The sequence below is a fragment of the Streptomyces sp. NPDC001700 genome, from assembly GCF_053596435.1.
On the sequence record NZ_JBSFGE010000008.1, the window covers coordinates 317573 to 341061 of the forward strand.

16 protein-coding genes and 1 pseudogene are annotated in these 23489 nt (G+C 71.6%); 13 read left to right on the forward strand and 4 right to left on the reverse strand.

Features of this window, described 5'->3' with window-relative positions; all coding sequences use genetic code 11:
- Nucleotides 1-179 precede the first annotated feature (179 nt).
- The 4 genes from ACWC5C_RS18200 to ACWC5C_RS18215 are packed head-to-tail and all read left to right on the forward strand — an operon-like array spanning nucleotide 180 to nucleotide 5299.
- On the forward strand, nucleotides 180-1460 hold the full coding sequence (locus tag ACWC5C_RS18200; RefSeq protein ID WP_450876365.1) for an ABC transporter substrate-binding protein: 1281 nt from the start codon (nucleotides 180-182) through the stop codon (nucleotides 1458-1460).
- Complete coding sequence (locus ACWC5C_RS18205; RefSeq protein WP_450876366.1) at nucleotides 1457-2389, forward strand: carbohydrate ABC transporter permease; 933 nt, start codon at nucleotides 1457-1459, stop codon at nucleotides 2387-2389. The genes ACWC5C_RS18200 and ACWC5C_RS18205 overlap by 4 nt, the downstream gene beginning before the upstream one ends.
- Entirely contained in the window at nucleotides 2382-3233 is an 852-nt protein-coding gene (locus ACWC5C_RS18210; RefSeq protein WP_450876367.1) for a carbohydrate ABC transporter permease, read from the forward strand. Before ACWC5C_RS18205 ends, ACWC5C_RS18210 begins: the two co-directional genes overlap by 8 nt.
- 2 nt (nucleotides 3234-3235) lie before the next feature.
- Nucleotides 3236-5299: a beta-galactosidase gene (locus ACWC5C_RS18215; RefSeq protein WP_450876368.1), complete on the forward strand. Its 2064-nt coding sequence runs from the start codon at nucleotides 3236-3238 to the stop codon at nucleotides 5297-5299.
- Between the two features lie 14 nt (nucleotides 5300-5313).
- On the opposite strand, the pseudogene ACWC5C_RS18220 reads toward ACWC5C_RS18215, so the two are convergent.
- The 3 genes and pseudogenes from ACWC5C_RS18220 to ACWC5C_RS18230 form a co-directional block, all read right to left on the reverse strand.
- Nucleotides 5314-5934 (reverse strand): annotated as a pseudogene (locus tag ACWC5C_RS18220) (calcium-binding protein); the annotation flags it as partial.
- The gene (wecB, locus tag ACWC5C_RS18225) at nucleotides 5931-7079 is read right to left on the reverse strand and encodes a non-hydrolyzing UDP-N-acetylglucosamine 2-epimerase (RefSeq protein WP_385443549.1); all 1149 of its coding nucleotides are present in this window, start codon (nucleotides 7077-7079) and stop codon (nucleotides 5931-5933) included. The pseudogene ACWC5C_RS18220 and the gene wecB, both read right to left, overlap by 4 nt.
- 149 nt (nucleotides 7080-7228) lie before the next feature.
- Nucleotides 7229-8470, reverse strand: a complete 1242-nt coding sequence (locus tag ACWC5C_RS18230; RefSeq protein WP_450876369.1) for a glycosyltransferase family 2 protein — start codon at nucleotides 8468-8470, stop codon at nucleotides 7229-7231.
- 565 nt (nucleotides 8471-9035) lie between these two features.
- On the opposite strand from ACWC5C_RS18230, the gene ACWC5C_RS18235 reads away from it, so the two are divergent.
- From ACWC5C_RS18235 to ACWC5C_RS18265, 7 genes are all read left to right on the forward strand, one after another.
- Nucleotides 9036-10898, forward strand: coding sequence for a DUF2334 domain-containing protein (locus ACWC5C_RS18235; RefSeq protein WP_450876370.1), 1863 nt, complete (start codon nucleotides 9036-9038; stop codon nucleotides 10896-10898).
- Nucleotides 10899-11002: 104 nt separating this feature from the next.
- Nucleotides 11003-12028 (forward strand): glycoside hydrolase family 113, encoded by a 1026-nt coding sequence (locus tag ACWC5C_RS18240; RefSeq protein ID WP_450876371.1) that lies wholly within the window; start codon nucleotides 11003-11005, stop codon nucleotides 12026-12028.
- A 48-nt stretch (nucleotides 12029-12076) separates the two neighbouring features.
- Complete coding sequence (locus ACWC5C_RS18245) at nucleotides 12077-14200, forward strand: FUSC family protein (RefSeq protein WP_450876372.1); 2124 nt, start codon at nucleotides 12077-12079, stop codon at nucleotides 14198-14200.
- Nucleotides 14201-14782: 582 nt separating this feature from the next.
- On the forward strand, nucleotides 14783-15007 hold the full coding sequence (locus ACWC5C_RS18250; RefSeq protein ID WP_385443535.1) for a type A2 lantipeptide: 225 nt from the start codon (nucleotides 14783-14785) through the stop codon (nucleotides 15005-15007).
- A gap of 138 nt (nucleotides 15008-15145) precedes the next feature.
- Complete coding sequence (locus ACWC5C_RS18255; protein WP_450876373.1) at nucleotides 15146-15955, forward strand: HlyD family efflux transporter periplasmic adaptor subunit; 810 nt, start codon at nucleotides 15146-15148, stop codon at nucleotides 15953-15955.
- Nucleotides 15956-16143: 188 nt separating this feature from the next.
- Nucleotides 16144-18282: an NHLP family bacteriocin export ABC transporter peptidase/permease/ATPase subunit gene (locus tag ACWC5C_RS18260; RefSeq protein ID WP_450876424.1), complete on the forward strand. Its 2139-nt coding sequence runs from the start codon at nucleotides 16144-16146 to the stop codon at nucleotides 18280-18282.
- Between the two features lies 1 nt (nucleotide 18283).
- Nucleotides 18284-21169 carry an NHLP bacteriocin export ABC transporter permease/ATPase subunit gene (locus ACWC5C_RS18265; protein ID WP_450876374.1) on the forward strand — a complete coding sequence of 962 codons (2886 nt, stop codon included), beginning with the start codon at nucleotides 18284-18286 and terminating at the stop codon, nucleotides 21167-21169.
- Between the two features lie 9 nt (nucleotides 21170-21178).
- Here ACWC5C_RS18265 and ACWC5C_RS18270 read toward each other — a convergent pair whose 3' ends face one another.
- Nucleotides 21179-21445 (reverse strand): hypothetical protein, encoded by a 267-nt coding sequence (locus ACWC5C_RS18270; protein WP_450876375.1) that lies wholly within the window; start codon nucleotides 21443-21445, stop codon nucleotides 21179-21181.
- Nucleotides 21446-21602: 157 nt separating this feature from the next.
- On the opposite strand from ACWC5C_RS18270, the gene ACWC5C_RS18275 reads away from it, so the two are divergent.
- Nucleotides 21603-22781 (forward strand): sensor histidine kinase, encoded by a 1179-nt coding sequence (locus tag ACWC5C_RS18275; RefSeq protein ID WP_450876376.1) that lies wholly within the window; start codon nucleotides 21603-21605, stop codon nucleotides 22779-22781.
- Between the two features lie 38 nt (nucleotides 22782-22819).
- Entirely contained in the window at nucleotides 22820-23476 is a 657-nt protein-coding gene (locus ACWC5C_RS18280) for a response regulator transcription factor (protein ID WP_450876377.1), read from the forward strand.
- Nucleotides 23477-23489 lie beyond the last annotated feature (13 nt).

Genomic DNA, 23489 nt, shown 5'->3' on the forward strand with positions numbered 1-23489 from the left:
CACTGCTCTGCCGCAAATTCCCGCAAAAGATGGTCGAATATTCCGCCAGGACTGCATGCAAATAGCCGGTGAGCCTTGTGTTTGGTCCCTTGCCTTGACAGTGGTTTTTACCCGCGTTTAGCGTCACGGTCGCTGAAGTTCCGCAATGTTTTGCGTCTCATTGCCATCAAGGAGACCGTATGCATAAGGAATCCAGCCCCCGGCGTCTGGCCGTGGTGGCCGCCGTGACGGCACTGCTCCTGGGTGGCTGTGCCGAAGGGTCCCCGGACACCGAAGGGCCCGGCAGACAGACACTCACCTTCTGGGGGTGGTCGGACATGACGAAACCGGTCGCCCTGTGGAACAAGAACCATCCCGAACTCCAGGTGAAGTTCCAGGCCATCACCTCGAATTTCTTTCCCAAACTTCGGGCCGCCCTCACCGGGAAGTCCGGCGCACCGGACATCACGCAGGTGGACTACCCCAATCTCACCTCGACGATCATCGCCGGAAACCTCAAGGACGTCACGGCCGAAACCCGCGATCTGAAAGGCCGGTTCAAGCCCGGCGTATGGGACCAGGTGGTGGTGGACGGAAAGGTCTACGGGGTGCCGCAGGACATCGGCACCCAGGTGCTCTACTACCGCTCCGACCTGTTCAAGAAGGCGGGCCTGACCGCCCCCGCCACCTGGGACGCCTACCGGCAAGCGGCCGCCACGCTCAAGAAGAAGTACCCCACGGCGTACACCACCGCGCTGCCCGCCAACGGCGGCGTCTGGCTCGCCTCGCTCGCGTGGAACGCCAAGGCCCAGTGGTTCGCCACGGACCGGGACGCCTGGAAGGTCGGGCTGGACGACGGACCCACCGCGAAGGTCGCCGCGTACTGGCAGACCATGCTGGACAAGGGCTACGTCAAGGGCGACCAGCACTGGCAGCCCACCTGGTTCAAGGGGCTCGCCCGTGGCACCTACCTCACCTGGATCGGACCGGCGTGGGGAAGCTCCGCCCTGAAGGAGAACGCCCCCGGCCTCTCCGGCAAATGGGCCGTCGCCCCGCTGCCGCAGTGGTCGAAGGGGGAGCGCGCCCCGGTGTACTGGGGTGGTTCCCTGACGGCGCTGACCAGCGCCACCAAGAAGACCGGCGCGGCCATGACGTTCGTGAAGTGGCTGAACACCAGCGCCCAGAGCGCGAAACTGCTGGCCGCCGACGTCCTGCCCGCCTCCGAGCGCGGACAGCGCATCCCGGCCCTCACCCGGCCCGACCCGTACTTCGGCGGCCAGGTGCCCGGCGAGGTGTTCACCGTGCGCGGCACCGCGTCCACCCCGTGGACCTGGGGCCCGACGATGACGGACACCACCAACTACCTCAATGACGCGATGCAGTCCGCCATCAACAAGTCGACGACGCTGCCGGAGGCCGTGCGCAAGGTCGACCGGCAGACCGTGGCGCAGCTGAAGCGCAAGGGCCTGTCCGTCCGATGACCGTGACCGCCCCGCCGTCGCGGGCGCGCCGCAACCGACTGCGCCTGGGCGCCGACTGGAAGATGGCGTGGGGCTTCACGGCGCCGTTCCTCGCGGTGTTCCTCGTCTTCACCCTGCTGCCGGTGGTCTACGCGCTGTGGCGCAGCTTCCACGGCGCCCAGAAGTCGGGCCTGGGATTCGGCAAGCCCCGCGTGGTCTTCGTCGGGCTCGACAACTACGCGGACACCTTCACCAACCGGGAGTTCCTGGTCTCGGTCGGGCGCGTCCTGCTCTACGGCGTCGTCCAGGTGCCCGTCATGCTGGGGCTCGCCCTCGTGATGGCGCTCATCTTCGACACCGCGCTCGTGCGGCTGCGCGGCCTGTTCCAGCTGGCCGCGTTCCTGCCCTACGCGGTCCCCGGCGTCATCGCGTCCATCCTGTGGGCGTTCCTCTATCTGCCCGGAGTGAGCCCGGTCGTGGACCTCCTCGACGGGGTCGGCGCCCATGTCGACTTCCTCGCCAAGGACACCGTTCTGTGGTCCGTCGCCAACGTCTCAACCTGGCAGTGGACCGGCTACAACATGATCATTATCTATGCGGCGCTCCAGGCGATCGACCGCGACCTGTTCGAAGCCGCCCGCATCGACGGCGCGAGCGACTGGCATATCGCCTGGCTGATCAAGGTGCCGCTGGTGACCCCGGCGATCCTCATCACCGGGCTCTTCTCGGTGGTCGGCACGCTCCAGCTGTTCTCCGAGCCGACCGTGCTGCGCTCGATCACCAGCAATGTGTCCTACGACTACACACCGAACATGATCGTCTACAACCTCGCGTTCGGATCGGACCAGCCGTACTACTCGGCCGCCGTCGCGGTCGTCGTCGCGATCGGCTCGTTCCTGCTGTCCTTCGGCTTCCTGCGGCTGCTCCAGAGAAGGAGCCCCGATGCGTGACCCACAGGGCGCGCCCCGGTCGACCCGGTTCATCCTGACCGCGACGATCGTCGCGCTGACGGCGTACTTCCTCATCCCCGTGGTGTGGATGCTGATCGCCTCGACCAAGTCGACCGCCGACCTCAACACCACCTCCGGCTTCTGGTTCGCCCGCTTCGACCTCGTACGCAACCTGGAGGACCTGTTCGCCTACCGCGACGGGGTCTTCCGGCGCTGGGTGCTGAACTCCCTGCTCTACTCGGGCGGCGGCGCCCTCGGTGCGACGTTCCTGGCCGCCCTGTGCGGCTTCGCCCTCGCCAAGTACCGTTTCCGCGGCCGGAACGCGCTCATGGGCCTCGTCTTCGGCGGAGTGCTGATCCCTGGCACGGTCCTCGCCCTGCCGACCTATCTCCTCCTCAACTCCCTCGGGCTGATCAACACCTACTGGGCGGTGATCCTGCCCAGCCTGTCCAGCGCGTTCGGCGTGTTCCTCGTCCGCATCTACACGGACGCCGCAGTGCCCGACGAACTGCTGGAGGCCGGACGGCTCGACGGCGCCCGTGATCTGCGGGTCTTCTTCACCGTCGTGCTGCGCATCCTGCTGCCGAGCCTGGTGACGGTGTTCCTCTTCTCCTTCATCTCCATCTGGAACAACTTCCTGCTGCCGCTCATCGTCCTCAATGACCAGTCGCTGTGGCCGGTCACCCTCGGGCTCTACTCCTGGCAGCTCAACGCGATGAGCGAACCCGACCTCGTCCGGATCGTCGTCACCGGCTCCATGGTCGGCACCATCCCCCTGGTCATCCTCTTCCTCGCGCTCCAGAAGTACTGGCGCAGCGGCATCACGACGGGAGCGATCAAGTAGCCATGAACAGTCGCATGGACACCTTCCGCGCGCGCATCGGCGGCTTCGCCTTCGGCGGGGACTACAACCCCGAGCAGTGGGACCGCCCGGTGTGGGACGAGGACATGGCGCTGATGCGGCGCGCCGGGGTCAATCTCGTCACCCTCGGCGTGTTCGCCTGGGCGTCGCTGGAGCCCGAGCCGGGCCGCTTCACCTTCGGCTGGATGGACGAGGTGATGGACCTCCTCCACGCAGGCGGCATCAGCGTCGACCTCGCCACCCCCACCATGGCGCCACCGGTGTGGCTCACCCACGGCCACCCGGATGTGCATCCGGTCATGGAGGACGGCGAGCCGTTCGGCTTCGGCAACCGCCTCCACTTCGACCCCGCCTCACCCCGCTACCGCGAACACGCCGCCCGCATCACCACCGCCCTCGCCCAGCGCTACTCCCACCACCCCGCGCTCGCCATGTGGCACATCAGCAACGAATACGGACCCACCTCGTACGGCGGCCACAGCGCGATCGCCTTCCGCGACTGGCTCAAGGCGAGGTACGGCAGCCTGGAGGCGCTGAACGACGCCTGGTACACCCGCTTCTGGTCCCAGCGCTACACCTCCTGGGACCAGATCAACCCGCCCGAGGTGCCCCGCACCTGGTCCAATCCCACCCGCCGCCTGGACTTCAAGCGGTTCGTCTCGGACGCCAACCTCAACTGCTTCGTCATGGAGCGCGACATCGTCCGCTCCTACCGCGACGACATCCCGGTCCTCACCAATTACATGCGCTTCTACAAGCACGCCGACTACTGGCGGTGGGCCGCCGAACAGGACGCCGTGGCCCTCGACATCTACCCCGACCCCGGCGAGGACGACGCCCATGTGGCCGCCGCGTTCAACTACGACCTGATGCGCTCGCTGCGCGGCGAACCCTGGATCCTCATGGAGCAGGCCGCGAGCGGCGTCTCCCAGTGGAAGGTCAACAACGTGAAGCGGCCCGGCCGGATGCGGCTGGGCTCCTACCAGGCGATCGCCCACGGCGCCGACAGCGTCCTGTACTTCCAGTGGCGCGCGAGCCGTGGCGGTCACGAGCGGTTCCACTCCGCGATGCTGCCGCACTCCGGCACCGGCTCCCGCACCTGGCAGGAGATCGAGGCGCTCGGCACCGAACTGCCGAGGATCGCCGAAGCGGTCGGCTCGGAGTCGCACGCCGACATCGCGGTGCTCTTCGACTGGACCGCCTGGTGGGGGCTGACCGAGACGGGCGGCCTGCCGCGCAACGACTTCGACTACCCGCGCATCGCCACCGACCACTACCGCCCGCTGCTGGAGGCCCAGCACGCCGTCGACACGGTGTCCTTCGGCTCCGACCTCAGCCGCTACCGCGTCGTCGTCGTGCCCAACGCCTACCTCGTCGACGACGCGTTCACCGACGCCCTCACCCGCTTCACCGAGAGCGGTGGCACCCTGGTCTGCTCCTTCTTCTCCGGCGTGGTCGACGCCCACAACCACGTCCGGCAGCCCGCCTACCCCGGCGCCTTCCGCCACCTCATCGGCGCGTACATCGACGAGTACTGGCCCGCCCGCCCCGGCGAGACGTTCACCGTGGCCCGCGCCGACGGGACCACCGCCACCTCCGACTGGTGGCAGGACAGCATCCACCCCGAGGGCGCGCGCGTGCTGGCCACCTACACCAGCGGCGCGCTGCGCGGGCGGCCCGCGATCCTGGAGCACACGGTCGGCCGGGGCCGCGTCGTCTACATCGGCACCCGCCTGGAAGCCACCGCGCTGCGCGACACCCTGCTCGGCGCCGTGGCCGCCGCGGGCGTATCACCGCTCCTCGACCACGCCCCGGCCCACCTGGAGGCGGTCCGGCGGGCCGGAGACGACGCCGAGTTCCTGTTCCTCCTCAACCACTCCGAGACGGACCCCGTCCGCGTCCCCCTCGCCACGGACGGGATCGACCTGGTCTCCGGCGCCAAGACGGACGGGGCCATCGAACTGGCACCGCTCGCCGTCGCGGTCGTACGGACCGAGCCGGGGCGCACGGCGATGTCCCGGAACTCCACCCGGGCGTCCTCCGTGTAGGCGCCCACACTGCCCGCCGGGTACGGGCGCTCCCGGTCGGTGAAGGTGACCACCTGACGGTCGTCCACCGACACCGCCATCCGGGGCCCGTCCTGGCGGGCCCGGACCCTGGACCACTCGCCGACCGGGAACGCGGTGGTGCCGGTGGCCAGGAACCGCTGGCCACCTCGGTACGCCGGGTCGCGCTTGCCCAGCTCCCAGCCGTTGGGCTTGAGCGCCAGATAGTAGAAGTGCTCCGGGTCGGTGTACGCCCAGACCAGCCACGCCACTTCCCACGGGTTGGGGTCGGTGTCGCGCAACTGCTCGACGGTGCGCATGCGGACCGAGTAGTCGAGGAGTTCGTAGCGGGCGGTGGAGACCACCAGACAGGCGTGGGTACGGTCCTTGTGCCGGGCGGCGCGCGGGGTGAGCGTCAGCTCGTCCGTCCCGCCGACGTTGCTCCCGTAGCCGTGGAACACCGACCGCCAGGGGCCGTACACCTCGCCGTCCCGCCAGGACTCGACCGGCTCGGGCGGCCGGTCCTCGTCCCATACGCCGCTCAGCGCCAGCGCCCCCGCCACCAGGGCGACGGCCAGCACCAGCCCCCCGATCCGCCACCGCCACCGCCACCATGTGCGCCCGCGTAACGACGTCATGCCACCGGATCATACGAGCCGGACGCGTCGCGCGGCGCGGTATTCACCGCCCCCTCGCCGCCCACGTCCGCGAAGTCCGCGGTGAGCCGGGCCACGATCCGCTCGGCGGCCCGCCCGTCGCCGAACGGGTTGCCCGCCGCGGCCATCCGCCCGTACTCCTCCGTATCGTCCAGTAGCTCCCCGGCGGCGGCCAGGATGGTGTCCGGGTCGGTCCCCACCAGCCGGGCCGCGCCCGCCTCGACCGCCTCCGGGCGCTCGGTCGTGGTCCGCAGCACCAGCGCGGGCTTGCCCAGGCTCGGGGCCTCCTCCTGCAGCCCGCCGGAGTCCGTCAGCACCAGATCGCAGTCGGCCAGGGTGGCGGCGAAGTCCAGGTAGTCCAGCGGGTCCACCACCCGCACCCCCGGATGGCCGTCCAGCTCGGGCAGCAGGGCCTCCCGTACGGCGGGGCTGCGGTGCAGCGGCAGGACGACCTCCACATCGCCCCGGTCGGCGAGGCGGCGCAGCGCCGCGCCCATGGACCGCATCCGGGCCCCCTGGTTCTCCCGGCGGTGCAGCGTCAGCAGCACCTTGCGCCGGGTGGTGCGGAAGGCGCTGCGCCCCGCACCTTCCGCGAGCACCCACAGCAGGTTGTCGACGACGGTGTTGCCGGTGGTGATCACCTGCTCGGGCGGTACGCCCTCGGCCAGCAGATGACCGGCGGACCGGGCGGTGGGGGCGAAGTGCCAGCGGGCCACCCGGCCGATCATCCGGCGGTTCAGCTCCTCCGGGAACGGGTTGTCCAGCACGCCGGTGCGCAAGCCCGCCTCGACATGGGCGACCGGGATGTGTTCGTAGAAGGCGGCGAGCGCGCCGCACAGCGCCGTGGTGGTGTCGCCCTGGACCACCACCAGGTCCGGCTGTTCGGCCCGGATCACCGTGCCGAGACCGTCCACCAGCCGGGCGGTCAGCTCGGACAGCCGCTGCCGGTCGCGCATCACCGCCAGGTCCGTCTTCACGCCCACGCCCAGCAGGCCGAGCATCTGCTGCAGCATCTCCCGGTGCTGACCGGTGGTCACCACCACGGGCTGGAAGAGCGAGGAGGCGGCCATCGCCCGGACCACGGGGGCCAGTTTGATCGCCTCCGGCCGGGTGCCCAGCACGAACATGGTGCGGACGGCGCCGGGGCCGGGCGGCCGCGGGGGAGTGGGCACGGGTACGGACACGGGTCTGCCTGATGTGGACATCGGTCTCCCTGGGCAAGGCGAGCGGACAGGGCACGAGCGGGTGACACGGTCGTACGAGGCGGCCGCAGAGGTCAGCTGCGGGCGGTCTTGAGCCAGGTGCGCTTGCCGGTGATGGCCCGCCACAGCCCCCACCAGCCCGCGGCGAACCAGATGTAGCCGTAGAACACGAAGACGTGGCCGAGCAGCGCCGCGTGCAGCACACCGAGCGACGCTTCGCGGCGGCGGTACACATAGCCGTAGATGTACGCGGCGGTGAAGGAGAGCAGATACGGGCCGAGGAACCACATCGTGGAGACCAGCGGCCGACCGGCCTGCACGGAACCGATGACCGTTCCGACGACGGCCACCATGAAGGACAGCGGCAGCAGCGAGGTGAGCAGGATCAGCACCGGGCTGGACAGGTGGTAGATCAGGTCCATCGCGGCCCGGCCGGGCACCTCGCGCAGTATCAGCGGGACGAGGTTGGCCGACTGGAGGTGGCCCTGGAACCAGCGGGACCGCTGCCGGATCAGCCGCCGCAGGTCGAGGACGGCCTGCTGGGACACGGCCGCCGTGGTGCAGTGCTGGTTGGTCCAGCCGCGCGCGATCAGCCGGACCCCCAGGTCCAGGTCTTCGGTGAGGCTGTCGCTCCAGGGGGTCTCGCCCAGCGAGTCGAGCGCGGACAGCCGCATGAACTGGCCGTTGCCGCCCATCCCGACGCTGCCGATGAAGCGGCGGGCGCTCTGGAAGATGTCGCCGTAGACGACGAACTCCATGTCCTGCAGCCGGGCCAGCAGCCCGGCCCGGCGGTTGTACATCCGGACGCCGATCTGGGTGGCGCCGGTCTGTTGGTCGTTGAAGAACGGGTCGACGGCCTCGATCACATGGCGGTCCAGCCGTCCGTCCGCGTCCACCACACAGATGATGACGTCATGCGGATCGCGGCCGCCGAGCAGCCCGGACGCGCGGAGCAGCCGGACACCGTCGTTGAGCGCGGCGCCCTTGCCGCGCCGGGCGTCCGGCAGATGACGCTGATGGAGCCACACCCGCTCCGGATCCGCGGTCCGCGCGATCTCGGCCGTACGGTCGTCGGACGCGTCGTCGATGACCAGAGCCACGCAGTTCTCGGCGGGGAGCGCGGTGATCCGGGCGAGGCTTTCCGCCAGCACCCGTTCCTCGTTGAGGCAGGCCAGCAGGAACACATAGAAGCGTTCTTCGCCGGATCCGGAGCGATGTGGCAGCCGCCGCCGGGAGAGCAGGAACAGGCCGAAGTTGTAGGCACCAGCCATCACGATGATGGCGATACTGGCCCATATCAGCGGCTCATCGCTCACGGCCGGTCCACCGAGGCGAGGTCCTCCCGCCCGGCGGCTCTCGCATCGGTCGCGGTGGCCCCGGAGCGCAATCGCCAGCGCGCCACCAACAGGCCGAAAACAACCAGGCAGTACAACAGGAAACCCGCCCCGGCGGTCGCCTGTAACGCCCTGGCAACCGGAATTCCCGGGACCATTTCCGGTGCCGCCGCCAGACCCATCAAGGGCAGCACTGATCCCACAGCAGCCCTACCGTACATCGCGGTCCCCCCACGGTCAGTTGGCGCAGGAGGGCCGGACGCCTCCCCAACGGGCCGACCTCTGCGCGCTTACGGAAGGTACCAGACCCAACACGGTCGCAGGAGTTCTTCAGTTGAACTCTCATGAACCTCAAAGACACAACTTCGGACCCGTAGGCCCCATTGACAGCCGGTGGGAATCGTCAGAACAATCACCGGACTATTGAGCAGAGTGATCCCGCTCCGTGGAATTCCATGATGAATCGGCCATGATCCGCTGCTTTCCCAGTTCCTTGTTCCATGCAGTTTCACGCCAATGCGGGACCCGAATGAGGGGGGTACAGAGTATGACCGAACCCTGGAGAAGATCACGGCCGGCCTGGCTGGCGCTGATCGCTCTCGCCGTCGCAGCCCTGCTGGCGGGCGGCTTCCTGGCACCGGCGGCCTCGGCCGCGGGCGACGGCCGGGGCGCCGTCGACCGGTCGGCCACGCAGGCCGCCGACAACGGCCTGCGCGGCAAGGACCTCAAGGGCTGGGCCAAGGCCCAGCGGGCGGGCGAGGCCGAGCGCCGCGCCGACATGGCCAAAAAGCACACCAGTGAAAAGCGGACAGCGCAGCAGCAGCGGAAGTCGGCCGCGGCCATCGGCCCGAAGGCCAGGAGCGCGCCGCGCGCCGCCGAGCCCGGCAAGGCCAAGACCCTGGTCCTGTACGACACGGCGGGCCCGTTCGGACACCTCGGTGAGCTGTACGCGATGGGCGTGGCCAACCTCGGCGGCCACTTCGGCACCGTGACCTCCAAGCCGGTCCAGGAGTACACGGCCGGGATGCTGGAGGAGTTCGACGCCACCGTCTACGTCGGTTCCACCTACTACGGTGGCGACGTCCCCGACGCCGTGCCGGACGACTTCTACCTGGACACCCTGCTGTCCGAGCGCCCGGTGATCTGGATGGGCGACAACATCTGGAACATGGCGAACTCCATCAGCCTGCAGGAGTTCCAGTACCGCTACGGCTGGGACCCGACCACCTCGTACAGCCAGGTGGACGGCAGCGTCGGCCAGATCACCAAGGTCAGCTACAAGGGCCAGGAACTGACCCGCACCATTCCGGCGGGCGCGGACGGCGGTGTCATCCACCCCAACATCAAGACCGGCTCGGGCCTCGGCCAGGTCACCGAGCTGGCCCAGATGACGGACACGGCCGGTGGCGCGGAGAAGAAGTCCCCGTGGGCGATCCGCTCCGGCAACCTGACGTACATCGGTGAGATCCCCTTCACCTACGTCAACGAGACCGACCGCGTCCTCGCCTTCCAGGACCTGCTGTTCGACGCGCTGGCCCCGGACACCGCCGAGCAGCACCGCGCCATGGTGCGCCTGGAGGACATCACCCCGCTGTCCGACGCCACCAGCCTGCGGGCCACCGCCGACTACCTGAAGTCGAAGAACATCGCCTACGGCATCAACGTCATCCCGGTGTACTCCGACCCCAAGGGCGTGCAGAACAACGGCGTGGCGCGCACCGTGCGGCTCGCCCAGCGCCCGGCGCTGGTGAACACCCTCAAGTACATGCTGAGCAACGGCGCGGTGCTGATGGACCACGGCTACACCCATCAGTACGGCAACGTCGACAACCCCTACAACGGGCTGTCCGCCGACGACTTCGAGTTCTTCCGCGCCCACGTGGACGCGGGCGACAACGTCATCTACGACGGCCCGGCCACCGAGGACTCCGCCGAGTGGGCCCAGAGCCGGGTCACCGCGGCGCTGGCCGAGTTCGCCCGGGTCGGCCTGCCGGTGCCGAAGCTGTGGACCACCCCGCACTACGCGGCCTCGCCCACCGACTACAAGGTGTTCTCGCAGAACTTCGCGGCCCGGGTGGAGCGCCCGCTGTACTTCTCCGGCACCCTCTCCGGCGCCCCCGTCGACACCAGCCGCTACCTCGGGCAGTTCTTCCCGTACCCGGTCACCGACGTGTACGGCACCAAGGTGCTCCCGGAGAACCTGGGTTCGTACGAGCCCGACGCCCACAACAACCACCCGCCCCGGCTCGCGGCCGACCTGATCAAGAACGCCAAGGCCAACCTGGCCGTGCGGGACGGCTTCGCCAGCTTCTACTACCACCCGTACCAGCCGGTGGAGCCGCTGAAGGAGATCGTCGAGGGCATCGAGGCGCTCGGCTACACCTTCGTCAGCCCCGAAAGCCTGATCTGATTTCTCGTCACCACACCAGCACCGCCGCCGTTCCCGGTCCGCTCCGCGCGGGCCGGGAACGGCGCGCGTCACCCGGGCCCCGCCCGAGGAAGGCCCACGCCCCGATGAGTGCGCTGAGGCGGGCGGCCGCGGCGATGACCGCCGCCGTCGCCGTTCTGACCGGATGCTCGGCGGGCGGGGACGACCCGCCCGCGCCGCAGCACCACGGTCAGCTGCGCGGGATCACCCTGCCCGCGTGGAACACCGACGACTACGACCGGCACGAGGCCCGGCGCTATCTGCGGCAGATCGCCGCCACCGGCGCCCGGTGGGTGGTGTTCACCCCCACCTGGTACCAGGACGGCGTCCGGGACTCCGCGATGCACACCACCGGCGAGACCGCGAGCGACCGAGGGGTGCGCCGCATCGTCGCCCTCGCCCACGACGCCGGTCTGAAGGTGATGCTCAAACCGCATGTGGACCTGGTGGACGGCGCAGACCGGGCCGGTATCCGGCCCGCCGACCGGGACGCCTGGTTCACCGCGTACGAACGCTTCATCACCCACTACGCCGAGCTGGCCGAGGACGTGGGCGCCGAGCAGTTCTCGGTGGGCACCGAACTGGCCGGAACCTCCGCCGACCGCCGCCGCTGGACCCGGGTCATCGCCGCGGTCCGCGACACCTACGACGGCCCGCTGACGTACGCCGCCAACTTCGACGAGTACGCCCGCATCCGCTTCTGGCGCGCCCTCGACGTGATCGGCATCGACGCCTACTGGCCGCTGACGGACACCGCCACCACCGACCCGGACCGACTGGCGAAGGGCTGGGAGCCGATCGTGGCCGAACTCGCCGCGTTCGCCGCCCGACAGGACCGCAAGATCCTGTTCACCGAGGCCGGATACGCCAGCCAGCGCGGCACCACGGCCGCCCCGTACTCCTGGACCGTCAGCGAGCACGCCGCGGCCGACGAGCAGTCCGCCGCGTACCAGGCCCTGCTGACCGCCTTCGACGGCCGCTCGTGGTGGGCCGGGGTGTGCTGGTGGATGTGGGACGACTGGCCGGACACCGGCGAGACCGCGCCGCGCCTTGCCTACACCCCGCACGGCAAACCCGCCGAGAAGGTGCTGCGCCGCTGGTGGCGGGGGTGAGACACGGCCTGACATGCGGTTCCGCCCGATCCGCCTAGGCTCAAATGTGTGACGTGGCCCCGGTCGCTGATGGACAGCGTGCGTTCCGGGCTGACGATCGAGCGCGCCCGGCTCGAACCGCTGGCCGCGCTGCGGGCGGCGGCCGGGGTGGCGGTCGTGATCGGGCTCTCGCTGTCGATCGCCTCCCCGTCGTACGCCGCCTCCGCCGCGTTCGGCGCCTACTCGGCCGGGACGTCGACGTTCCAGCGCAGCTGGCGGCCGCGCAAGGTGATCGCGCTGGTCGCGGGGGCCGGGCTGGGGCTCAGCACCTTCGTGGGCTACCTCGCGATGTCGCATCTGGCGCTCTTCCTGCTGCTGCTCGCCGCCTGGGCGTTCCTCGCCGGAATGGCGTGGGCGGCGGGGCCGACCGCCGGAATCGTGGCCACGACGACGGTCGCCATCATGCTGCTCACCATCACGCTGCCCACCGGTGTCCTGGAGGCCCTGGAACACGCGGCGGTCATCGCGTTCGGCGGGGTGGCGCAGGCGGCGCTGATCTGGCTGTTCCCGATCCGCCGATGGGGGCGGCACCGGGACGCGCTGGCCGACGCCCTGGCCGCCGTGGCGGACTACGCCAGGCGGCTGCGCGAGGACCCGGTGGCGCCGTTCGACCCGGAGCCGATGATCACGGCCCGGAGCGCCGCCGCCGTCACGCCCTCGCAGGCCCGCCGCCGCCCGGCCGCCCTGCACGGCCCCCGTGGCCTGGCCGAACGCGTCCGCCCCACCCTCGCGGCCCTCGCCGATCCCCGGGTCGGCGCCCCCGCCGAGGGGCCGGGCCGGGACCGGGCGCGTGAGTTGCTCGACGCGGCCGCCGACGTCCTGGACGCCGCCGCCCGGTCGATCCGCCGTGGCGCCCCCGCCCAGGTGCCGTCCGCGACCAGGGAGATCCTGCGGATCGACGACGAGAACGAGGAAGGTGGCGCGGATGTGGCCCTGGAAGGGCCCGCCCGGCAGGCCGCCGTCCAGCTGTCGCACCTGCTCACCGACGTGCTGGAGATCGCCGACAGCAGCGGCAGGGACCTGGGCCCCACCTCCGGCGCCGACGAGGGCGCCGACGAGGGCGCCGACGAGCCACCGCCCCTGCTGCGGCCGACAGTGTTCCAGATGGTGCCCATCGTGCTGCGCGCGATGCGCCGGGAGCTGTACGGCGACTCGCCCGTCTTCCGGCACGCCCTGCGACTGGCCGTGGTGGCCTGTCTCGGCTTCGTGCTCGGCAGCGCGCTTCCACTCGGTCACGGCTACTGGGCGCCGGTCACCTCCGTAATGGTGATGCGGCCGGACTTCCACCGCACCTACTCCCGCGCCGTGGCCCGCTTCGCGGGCACCCTGGTGGGCGTCGCGCTGGCCACCGGCGCCGTGCAGCTGACCCACCCGGACGCGTATCTGTCCGGCGGGCTGGCCGTGATCGCGGCCGGTCTGACGTATCTGCTGATGCGCACCGGCTACGCGGCCTCGCAGTGCACCGCGGCCGCGTACGCCGTCCTGCTGCTCGGGATGGGCGGCGAGGGGTGGCATCAGACGGTGCCGGACCGGGTCCTGCTCACCCTGCTGGGCGGGGTGCTCGCGATGCTGGCGTACGTGGCGTTCCCGGCCTGGGAGACACCGCGCCTGCTGGACCGGCTCGCGGACTGGCTCGCCGCGAGCGGGCGGTACGCGGCGGCGGTGGTACGCGGCTACGCCGAGCCCGGCGAGCTGCCCGCCACCGATGTACGCCGCACCCTGCTGGCCGACCGTACGGCGCACGCCGACTGGAACGAGGCCTTCGACCGGGCCAAGCGGGAGCCCGTACGCCACCGGGGGCTGACCCGCGCGCAGGCGGAGGAGGCGCAGACGGCGCTGGAGGCGTTCGGGCAGGCGGCGATGTTGCTGGAAACCCATCTGCCGGAGCGTGGCGCGCGGCCGGTGCCCGGGGCCGCCCGGTTCGCCGACGCGCTGGCGGCGGACACCGAGCGGGCGGCGCGCCACGTACGGGAGCGGCGCAGACCGCGCTGGGACCGGGCCAAGGAGGCGTTGGTCGACTGGGAGGCCGACAGCACCGCGGAGGCGGTGGTCCAGAGCGGTGCGGAACTGCTCGTACGGCCCCTGGACCAGCTGACGACCGCCGTGGCCCAGGCGCCCCTGGAGCGGCCCTAGCCACGGGTCAACGGAACCGTTCGGCGACACCCGCCATCGCGTCGATCTCCGGCAGTTCGCCACCGTAGGCATAGGGGTGGCCGACGTGTACCCCCGGCGCCGCCCGTCACGCGTGGCGAATCCGCTTGGCATCGACGGTGGCGAAATGCGACCGGAGGTCGGCAGGTCTTCAAGTGATCGGCACATCCATTCCACAGAAGTCGCGTGTACCGCACCCCGTCGGCGGCCACGCGGCCCGGCACCCGGTGACTCCGCCCGGGAATGCACGGTTTCCGTGCGGGTGTGGGGGAGTGGCGCCGCGCGAGTGGTGACGTTCCTGTGGGGAGGAAGTGCCGGTCACGTGGGCTGGTGTGCACGCCATGTGATCGGAAAGTTGGCGGAATGCGTAGTTCCGGATGCGCCGTGGTTCGAAGGCGGCGAGCCCGCGTGGTTACATCCTTCCGCGCCGAGACGTTCCCGGGACCCCGGTTTCCGGAAAGCGCGGGAACGTGCCGCGGTGGCCGGTGGCGAAGCCGTGCGCATGTCGGCAATCACCGGCCGTTACAAGCTCATTCGAGATACGTATCCAAGGGAGACGCAGTAATGAACAACGCACCCAAGGTCGCGACCCAGGAGATCTCCGACGCTGAGCTGGACAACGTCGCCGGCGGTCTCGGCGCTGTGGGCGACGCCCTGGGCACCGTGCAGGCCGTCACCGGTCCCGTCACCGGCCCGGTCACCGGCGCCGTCGGCACCGTCACCGGCACCGTGGACGGCGTGACCGGCCTGAACACCTCCGGCATCGTCGGCACCGTCTCCGGCCTCTGAGACGACCGCACTCCATGCCCCGGGCCTGCCTGGTCCGGGGCATGCGCGATCCCCGGCACCCGTCGAAAACGGGCCGCCCGGGCGGCCGCGCACCGACCCGTTCCCTCGCGCCCTCCGGCCGGTTGAGGAAAGACTCCCGTGCAGTTCCGCCAGCAGGCCCTTTCCAAGCTGCAGTCGGCAGACGACATCGACCTGCCGGTCCGCTACGCCCGTCCCCAGGGCTGGCTCGCGCTGACCGTCACGCTCGTCGTCATGGCCGCGTCCGCCGTCTGGGCCGTGACCGGCACCGTGGCGGACACCCTGGGCGCCTCCGGGATCCTCACCCACGGCCAGGGCAGCTATGTGCTGCAGAGCCCGGTCCGGGGACAGGTCACCGCCGTGCTCGCCGAGGAGGGCAGCACGGTGCGATCGGGCGCGCCGCTGGTGAAGGTGCGTAATCCCGGTGGCGGCAGCACGGTCGTGCGCGCCCTCGCCGCCGGGCGGCTCACCACCCTGTCCGTCTCGATCGGCGCCGTCCTCGACACCGGCGGAGACGTCGCCTCCGTGGAGCGCGTCCGCCACTCCCGCGACCCGCTGACCGCGACCCTGTACGTCCCGGCGGACCGGGCGGCGTCGGTGCCCGCGGGGGCCGAGGTCGACCTCGATGTGCAGTCGGCGCCCTCCCGTACGTACGGCGTGCTGCGCGGCCACGTCCAGGCGGTCGGCCGGACCGCCCAGACGAGTCGGCAGATCGGCTCCTTCCTCGGCAGCGCGCAGCTCGGCGAGGAGTTCTCGAAGGACGGCCCGCCGGTCGCGGTGGCGGTGCGGCTGGACCGATCGTCGGCCACCCGCTCCGGCTACCGCTGGTCCTCGCGAGAGGGCCCGCCGTTCGCCCTCGGCTCCATGACCCTGGCCACCGGCACCCTCCACCTGGCCGACCGTCACCCCGTCGATTGGCTGCTCCCGTGACCGCGACGAACCCGCCGAACGCCGCGAACGCGACGGACGCCGCGAGCGACAGCGGTGGACCGCCCCGCCCCGCACCCGCCGGGACCAGCGGCCGCCGCCGCCCCGAACCGGCCCGTGGACGCAGGCGCGCCCCGCGTCGCGGTACGGGCCCCAAGAAGCCGGGGCGGCGGACCGTACGCACCCCCACCGTGCTCCAGATGGAGGCGCTGGAGTGCGGCGCCGCGTCGCTCGCCATGGTGCTCGCCCACTACGGGCGCCACGTACCGCTGGAGGAGTTGCGGATCGCCTGCGGCGTCTCCCGCGACGGATCGCGCGCCAGCAACCTGCTGAAGGCCGCCCGTAGTTACGGGCTGCGCGCCAAGGGCATGCAGATGGAGCCGGAGGCGCTGGCCGAGGTCCAGGCCCCGGCGATCCTGTTCTGGGAGTTCAACCACTACGTCGTCTACGACGGCACGGGACGGCGGTTCGGCAAGCGCGGCGTCCACATCAACGACCCCGACAAGGGGCGCCGCTTCGTCACCACCGAGGAGTTCGGGGCGAGCTTCACCGGGGTCTGCCTGGTCTTCGAACCCGACGCCTCCTTCCGTCGCGGTGGAAGGAAGCCCGGTGTCCTGGACGGCCTGCCCGCGCGGCTGCGCGGCACCGGCGGCACGCTGTTGGCGTCGCTGCTGGCCAGCCTGCTGCTGGTGGTGGTGGGCGCGGCGGTTCCGGCGCTCGGCCGCACCTTCATCGACACCTTCATCATCGGCGGCCAGACCTCGATGCTGCCACCGCTGTTCGCGTCGATGGCCGTGGCGGTGGTGCTGACCGCGGTGCTGACCGGCGTCCAGCAGGCGAACCTGCTGCGCGGCCGCATCATCTCCTCCACCCTCGGCAGCGCCCGGTTCCTGCGCCATCTGCTGCGGCTGCCCGTCACGTTCTTCGCCCAGCGCAGCCCGGCCGACCTGGTGCAGCGGCTGCGGTCGAATGACACCGTCGCCGAAACCCTCGCCCGCGACCTGGCCGCGGCGGCCGTCGACGGGATCGTGGTGGTCCTGTACGCCCTGCTGCTGTGGACCTACGACCCCCAGCTCACCCTGATCGGCGTCGGGCTGGCGCTCCTCAACGTGGTCGCGATGCGCGTCGTGATACGGCTGCGCGCCACCCGGACCCAGAAGCTGCGCGCCGACACCGCGCGGCTGACCACCACCGCGTACACCGGGCTCCAGCTCATCGAGACGATGAAGGCCACCGGTGGCGAGAGCGGCTACTTCCGCCGCTGGGCCGGTCAGCACGCCATCACCCTGGAGGAACAGCAGCGGCTCGGCGTACCGAGCGCGGCGCTGGCCGTCGTGGCGCCCACCCTCGCCACTCTCAACAGCGCGCTCATCCTGTGGATCGGCGGGCTGCGGGCCGTCGAGGGCCATCTCTCGGTCGGTCTGCTGGTGGCCTTCCAGGCGCTGGTCACCCGCTTCACCGCGCCCATCACCCGGCTCAACGGCGTGGCCGGACGCATCCAGGACTTCTCCGCGGACGTGGCCCGGCTGGGGGACGTGGAGCGCTTCCCCGCGGACACCCTCCACACCCGCGACGAGGGCCAGCAGGACGCCGACGGCGCCCGCCGCCTCACCGGCCATGTGGCCCTGGAGGACATCACCTTCGGCTACAACCCGCTGGACGAGCCGCTGCTGCGCGGCTTCTCGCTGTCCGTCGGCCCCGGCCGCCAAGTGGCGCTGGTCGGCGGCTCCGGCAGCGGCAAGTCCACCGTGTCCCGGCTGGTCTCCGGCCTCTACAGCCCATGGGAAGGCGCCATCCGCATCGACGGGCAGCGGCTGGAGGACATCCCGCGCGGCCGCCTCGCCGCCTCCGTGTCCTTCGTCGACCAGGACGTGTTCCTGTTCGAGGGGACGGTGCGGGACAACGTGGCGCTGTGGGACCCGTCGATCCCGGACGACGCCGTGGTGGCCGCGCTGCGGGACGCCGCGCTCTACGACGACGTCATCGCCCGCCGCCCCGGCGGCATCCACTGCCGGGTCGAGCAGGACGGCCGCAACTTCTCGGGCGGCCAGCGGCAGCGGCTGGAGATCGCCCGCGCCCTGGTCCGCCGCCCCAGCGTGCTGGTCCTGGACGAGGTGACCAGCGCCCTTGACGCCCGGACCGAGCAGACCGTCATGGACAGCCTGCGCCGCCGGGGCTGCGCGTGCGTGGTGATCGCCCACCGGCTCAGCACCGTCCGGGACAGCGACGAGATCCTCGTCCTGGACCGGGGCGCGGTCGTGGAACGCGGACGGCACGAGGACCTCGCGGCCGCCGGGGGCCCGTACGCCGAGCTGATGAAGGAGCACTGACATGGCGTCCGTACACCCCGCCGCGTCCGTGGCCACGGACGGTGGCGACGCGGTGGTGGCGGCGCTGGGCGCCCTCGGCACCCCGGTCGACGGCGCCGGGCTGCGCAGCCTCCCGCTGGAGGGCCCGCAGGTGCTCTGGCTCGTCGTCCAAGGTGCCCTGGACCTCTTCGCGGTCGACGCCGCCGAGGAGGGGCAGTGGCACTTCCTCGGCCGCCTGGAGACGGGCGCCGCGCTCCCCGGGCCGGTCGAAGGCCCGCGCCACACCCTGGTGGGGCGGCCCTCGCAGGACTGCGCGGTGCGCCGCATCCCGCTGCGCGAGCTGTACCGGCCGGAGGGGTACGACGCGTACGGCGCCCCCTACGCCACCGCGTACGACGCCACGTACGCGGACGGCACCGCGTTCCAGGACCCGGCGCCCACCCCGCTGGAACACGCCGTGGCGCTCGGCATCAGCCGCAGCCTCGGCGTGCTGTTCCAGGCCCCGTTGGACGGGGGAGCGCCGGGCGGCGAGGAGGCGGCCGACGAGGACCTGCTGTGGCTCCCGGTGCCGCCCGGCAGTGTGCGGTACGGCGCCGAGTACAGCGCCCAGGCCGCCGGGGACCTGCTGATCGACGGCGCGCTGTGGCAGCGGATGGTCAACCAGCAGTACCGGCTCGGCACCGCCGTGGACCGCTGGATCGACACCCTGGATCGGGCCCACGCGGACCGGACGGCCGCCGGAATCCGGGCCGGTGAGGCCGTCCGCTCACGCGCCGACGAGGCGCTCATCGCGTCCATCGGCGGCCCGCGGCGCTCCACCCGGGCCACGGACCGGACCGCCGACGACACCGACGACGCCGTGCACGCGGTGTGCCGGGCCGTGGCGGACGCCGCCGGGATCACCCTCCCCGAACCGCCGAAGGGCCCCGCCGCCGACGACCGTGCGGACCCCGTGGAGCGCGTCGCGGCCCACGCGCGGATCCGCACCCGCGCCGTCCGGCTGGAGGGCCGCTGGTGGCGCGAGGACGCGGGCCCCCTGGTGGGCTACCGCGCCCGGACCGGGACGCCGGTGGCGCTGCTGTGGCGGCGCGGCCGGTACGAGGCCGTCAACCCGGCCTCCGGCCTGCGGATGCGCGTCGGCCGGTCCACCGCCGACGAGTTCGAGCCGCGCGCCGTGATGTTCTACCGCCCGCTGCCCGAGCGGCCGATGACGATGTGGCGGCTGCTGCGCTTCACGGCCCGTGGCGCCGCACCGGACATGCGCAACCTGGTCGCCGCCGGGCTGGTGACGGTGGCACTCGGCGCGCTGGTGCCGGTCGCCACCGGCCAGGTGCTCGGCGGGTTCGTACCGCGCGCCGAGAAGAGCCTCATCGTCCAGGTCGCGCTGGCGCTCATCGTCTCCAGTGTCGTCGCCGCGTCCTTCCTGCTGCTGCAGAACCTGACCCTGCTGCGGCTGGAGGGGCGGCTGGAGAGCACACTGCAACCCGCCGTCTGGGACCGGCTGCTGCGGCTGCCCACCACGTTCTTCGCCGAGCGCTCCACCGGCGAACTGGCCAGCGCGGCCATGGGCATCAGCACCATGCGCCGGGTGCTGTCCGGCACCGCCCCGGTGGTCCTCCAGGCCGGGACCGTCGGCGCGATGAACCTCGCCCTGCTGCTGTTCTTCAGCGTCCCCCTCGCGCTCGCCGTGCTGGCCATGCTGCTGGTCATCTGCGGCGTCTTCCTCGCCATGGGCCTGTGGCAGGTGCGCTGGCAGCGGCGGCTGGTGGAGACCGAGAACAAGCTCAACAACCAGGCGTTCCAGACCCTGCGCGGACTGCCCAAGCTGCGCGTCGCCGCGGCCGAGAACTACGCCTACGCGGCCTGGGCCCGTGGCTTCGCCCGCTCCCGCGACCTTCACCAGCGCACCGGGCGCATCAAGAACCTCACCCAGGTCCTCGACGCGGTCTACCTTCCGCTGTGCTCGCTCGTGGTGTTCATGCTGCTGGCCGGACCGGCCCGGGGCAGCATGTCGGCGGGCGGCTTCCTGACGTTCAACACCTCCGTCACCATGCTGCTGACCTCCGTCACCCAGCTGACCAACTCGCTGGTCTCGGTGGTCGCAGTGCTGCCCATGTTCGAGGAGGTCAAGCCGATCCTGGACGAGCCGCCCGAGGTACGTGGCGGCAGCACCCAGCCCGGTCCGCTCTCCGGCGCGCTCCAGGCCAGAAACCTCACCTTCCGGTACGGCGCCGACGGTCCGCTCGTCCTCGACGATGTGTCGCTGGAGGTCCGGCCGGGCGAGTTCGTGGCCGTCGTCGGCCCCAGCGGCTGCGGCAAGTCCACCCTGCTGCGGCTCCTCATCGGCTTCGAACGGCCGGTGTCCGGCAGTGTCCTCTACGACGGCCAGGACCTCGCCGCGCTCGACCAGGCCGCCGTACGCCGCCAGTGCGGGGTGGTGCTCCAGAACGCCCAGCCGCTGGGCGGCACGGTGCTCGACTGCATCCGGGGCGCCGAGCCGTTCACCCCCGAGGAGGCCATGGCGGCCGCCGAACTCGCGGGCCTGGCCGAGGACATCCGCCAGATGCCCATGGGGCTGCACACGATGATCTCCGGCAGCGGCGCCATCTCCGGCGGCCAGCGCCAGCGCCTGATGATCGCCCAGGCGCTCATCCGCCGCCCGCGCGTCCTCTTCTTCGACGAGGCCACCAGCGCCCTCGACAACGAGACCCAGCGCATCGTCATCGACAGCACCCGCCGCCTCAACGCCAGCCGCCTGGTGATCGCCCACCGGCTGTCGACCGTCATGGACGCCGACCGGGTGCTCGTCATGGAGGAGGGCCGGGTCGTCGAACAGGGTGCCCCGGCCGAGCTGATGGCCCAACCGGGCGGAAAACTCCACGAGTTGGTGCGGCGACAGTTGGCCTAGGGGCGGCGGTCAGCCCTTGCCGCGCCGGAACACCGCGTCACCGGCCGCGCCCACGATGAGCCCGAGGACGACCATCACGATGTACGCGTAGATCTCATAGCCACCGGGGGCGAGGAACCGCACGAACCCCAGAACGCGGATCTTGAATCCCAGCCATTCGTACAGCAGGCCACTGCCACCGCCGGCGACGAGGACGAAGCAGAGCACGTCGGTCACGGCCGCGAGGGGCGGATTCGGGGGTGTGTTCGGCGGTGTGTTCGGGGGAGTCGAGGTCATGGCCCGACCGTAGGAGGGCGCCCGGTGGCGGGGGATCGGGCCGAGGTCGGCCGGGCGGTGACCGAAGTCGGCCGTGCGCCGCCCCGCGTCGTACTTAAGTATGCGGTCGCCGCGCGGAGTCCCGTCCGCCCGCCTGGCCCGCGTACATTGCCGGGATATGCGCCGTATCCACCGCACCCGCCGGGACTGGGCCGCCGACCTGGGGCTGGTCCTCTTCGCCGCGTGCTTCGCCGTCGTCAGCTCGCCGTCCATACCGGTCCCGGAGGACATGAGCCCCGCGCTGCGGGCCGCCGAACAGGTGGCCGGTGGGCTGGGATGCGCCGCCGTGCTGCTGCGGCGGAGGTGGCCCGTGTGGCTGGCGGTGGCGCTGCTGCTGGCGGGCAGCCATCTGTCGCACTACATGACCGGCCCCGCGATGGTGGCGGTGTACACGGTGGCCGCCACCCGGCCCTGGCGGGCCACGGCCTGGGTGGCGGCGCTGGCCTTCGCGCCGCTGCCCGTCTTTCTGTCGCAGCTGCCGGAGCTGTCCGAGGACCGGGCGGGCTCCGCCGTGACGTACTTCGCGCTCATCGCCGGGACCATCGGCTGGGGGCTGTTCCGGCGGTCCCGGCGGCAGCTGATCGCCTCACTGCGGGAACGCGCCGAACTGGCCGAGGCAGACGCCGAGTTGCGCGCCGAACAGGCCCGGCGGGAGGCGCGGGAGGAGATCGCCCGCGAGATGCACGACGCGCTCGGCCACCGGCTGACCCTGCTGAGCGTGCACGCCGGGGCGCTGGAGTTCCATACGAGCGCGCCCCGCACCGAGATCGCCCGGGCTGCAGGGGTGATCCGGGAGAGCGCCCATCTGGCCCTGAGCGATCTGCGCGAGGTCATCGGGGTGCTGCGCGCCGGTCCCGAGGGCGAGCGGCCCCAGCCCGAACTGGCCGACCTGGACCGGCTGGTGGCCGAGGCCCGCGCGGCGGGCGGCCGGATCGAGCTGACCGGGCCGCCGGACGGTCCCGCGCCGCCTCCGGTGGTGGGCCGCACCGCGTACCGCATCGTGCAGGAGTGCCTGACCAACGCGCGCAAGCACGCGCCCGGCGCGCCCGTCACCATACGGGTGGACCGGACCCCGGCGGACCGGCTGACCGTCGAGGTCCACAACACCCTGCCGCCCGGAGCCGCCCCGGACCCGCACGGTGGCGCGGGCGGCGGACAGGGCCTGGTCGGGCTCGCGGAACGGGCCCGGCTGGCGGGCGGCGAACTGACCGCCGGACCCGACGATGGCGGCTTCCGGGTGCGCGCCTGGCTACCCTGGCCCGCGGCGGACACCATGGCCGCCACCGGTCAGGGGTGAGCCGCCACCGGTTCAAGGGTGACAAAGGGAAGGGGGGCGTGCTGGTGATCCGCGTCCTGCTCGTCGACGACGACGCGATCGTACGGGCCGGGCTGCGCCTGATGCTGGGCGGTGCACCGGACATCGAGATCGTGGCGGAGGCGGCCGATGGGGCAGAGGTGCCCGCGCTGGTCGCCCGCCACGGGCCCGATCTGGTGCTGATGGACATCCGGATGCCCGGCGTCGACGGGCTGAGCGCCACCCGGACCCTGCGGGACCGGCCCGGTGCCCCGGAGGTCCTGGTGCTGACCACCTTCCACACCGACGCCCATGTGCTGCGGGCGCTGCGCGCCGGAGCGGCCGGATTCCTGCTCAAGGACACCCCGCCGCAGGACATCGTCACGGCCATCCGGGCCGTGGCCGCCGGGGACCCGGTGCTGTCGCCCGCCGTCACCCGCCGCCTCATCGAGCAGGTGACGGGGGACGGCGCACAGGAGGACCGGGCAGCCGCCGCCCGGGCCCGGCTGGCGCTCCTGGGCGAGCGGGAGCGGGACGTGGCCCGGGCGGTCGGACGCGGCCGCTCCAACGCGGAGATCGGGCGCGAACTCCATCTCGCGCTGCCGACGGTGAAGGCCCATGTGTCGAAGATCCTGACCCGGCTCGACCTCAACAACCGCGTCCAGATCGCGCTGCTCGTCCACGACGCCGAGGACTGACCTCCACCGAAGC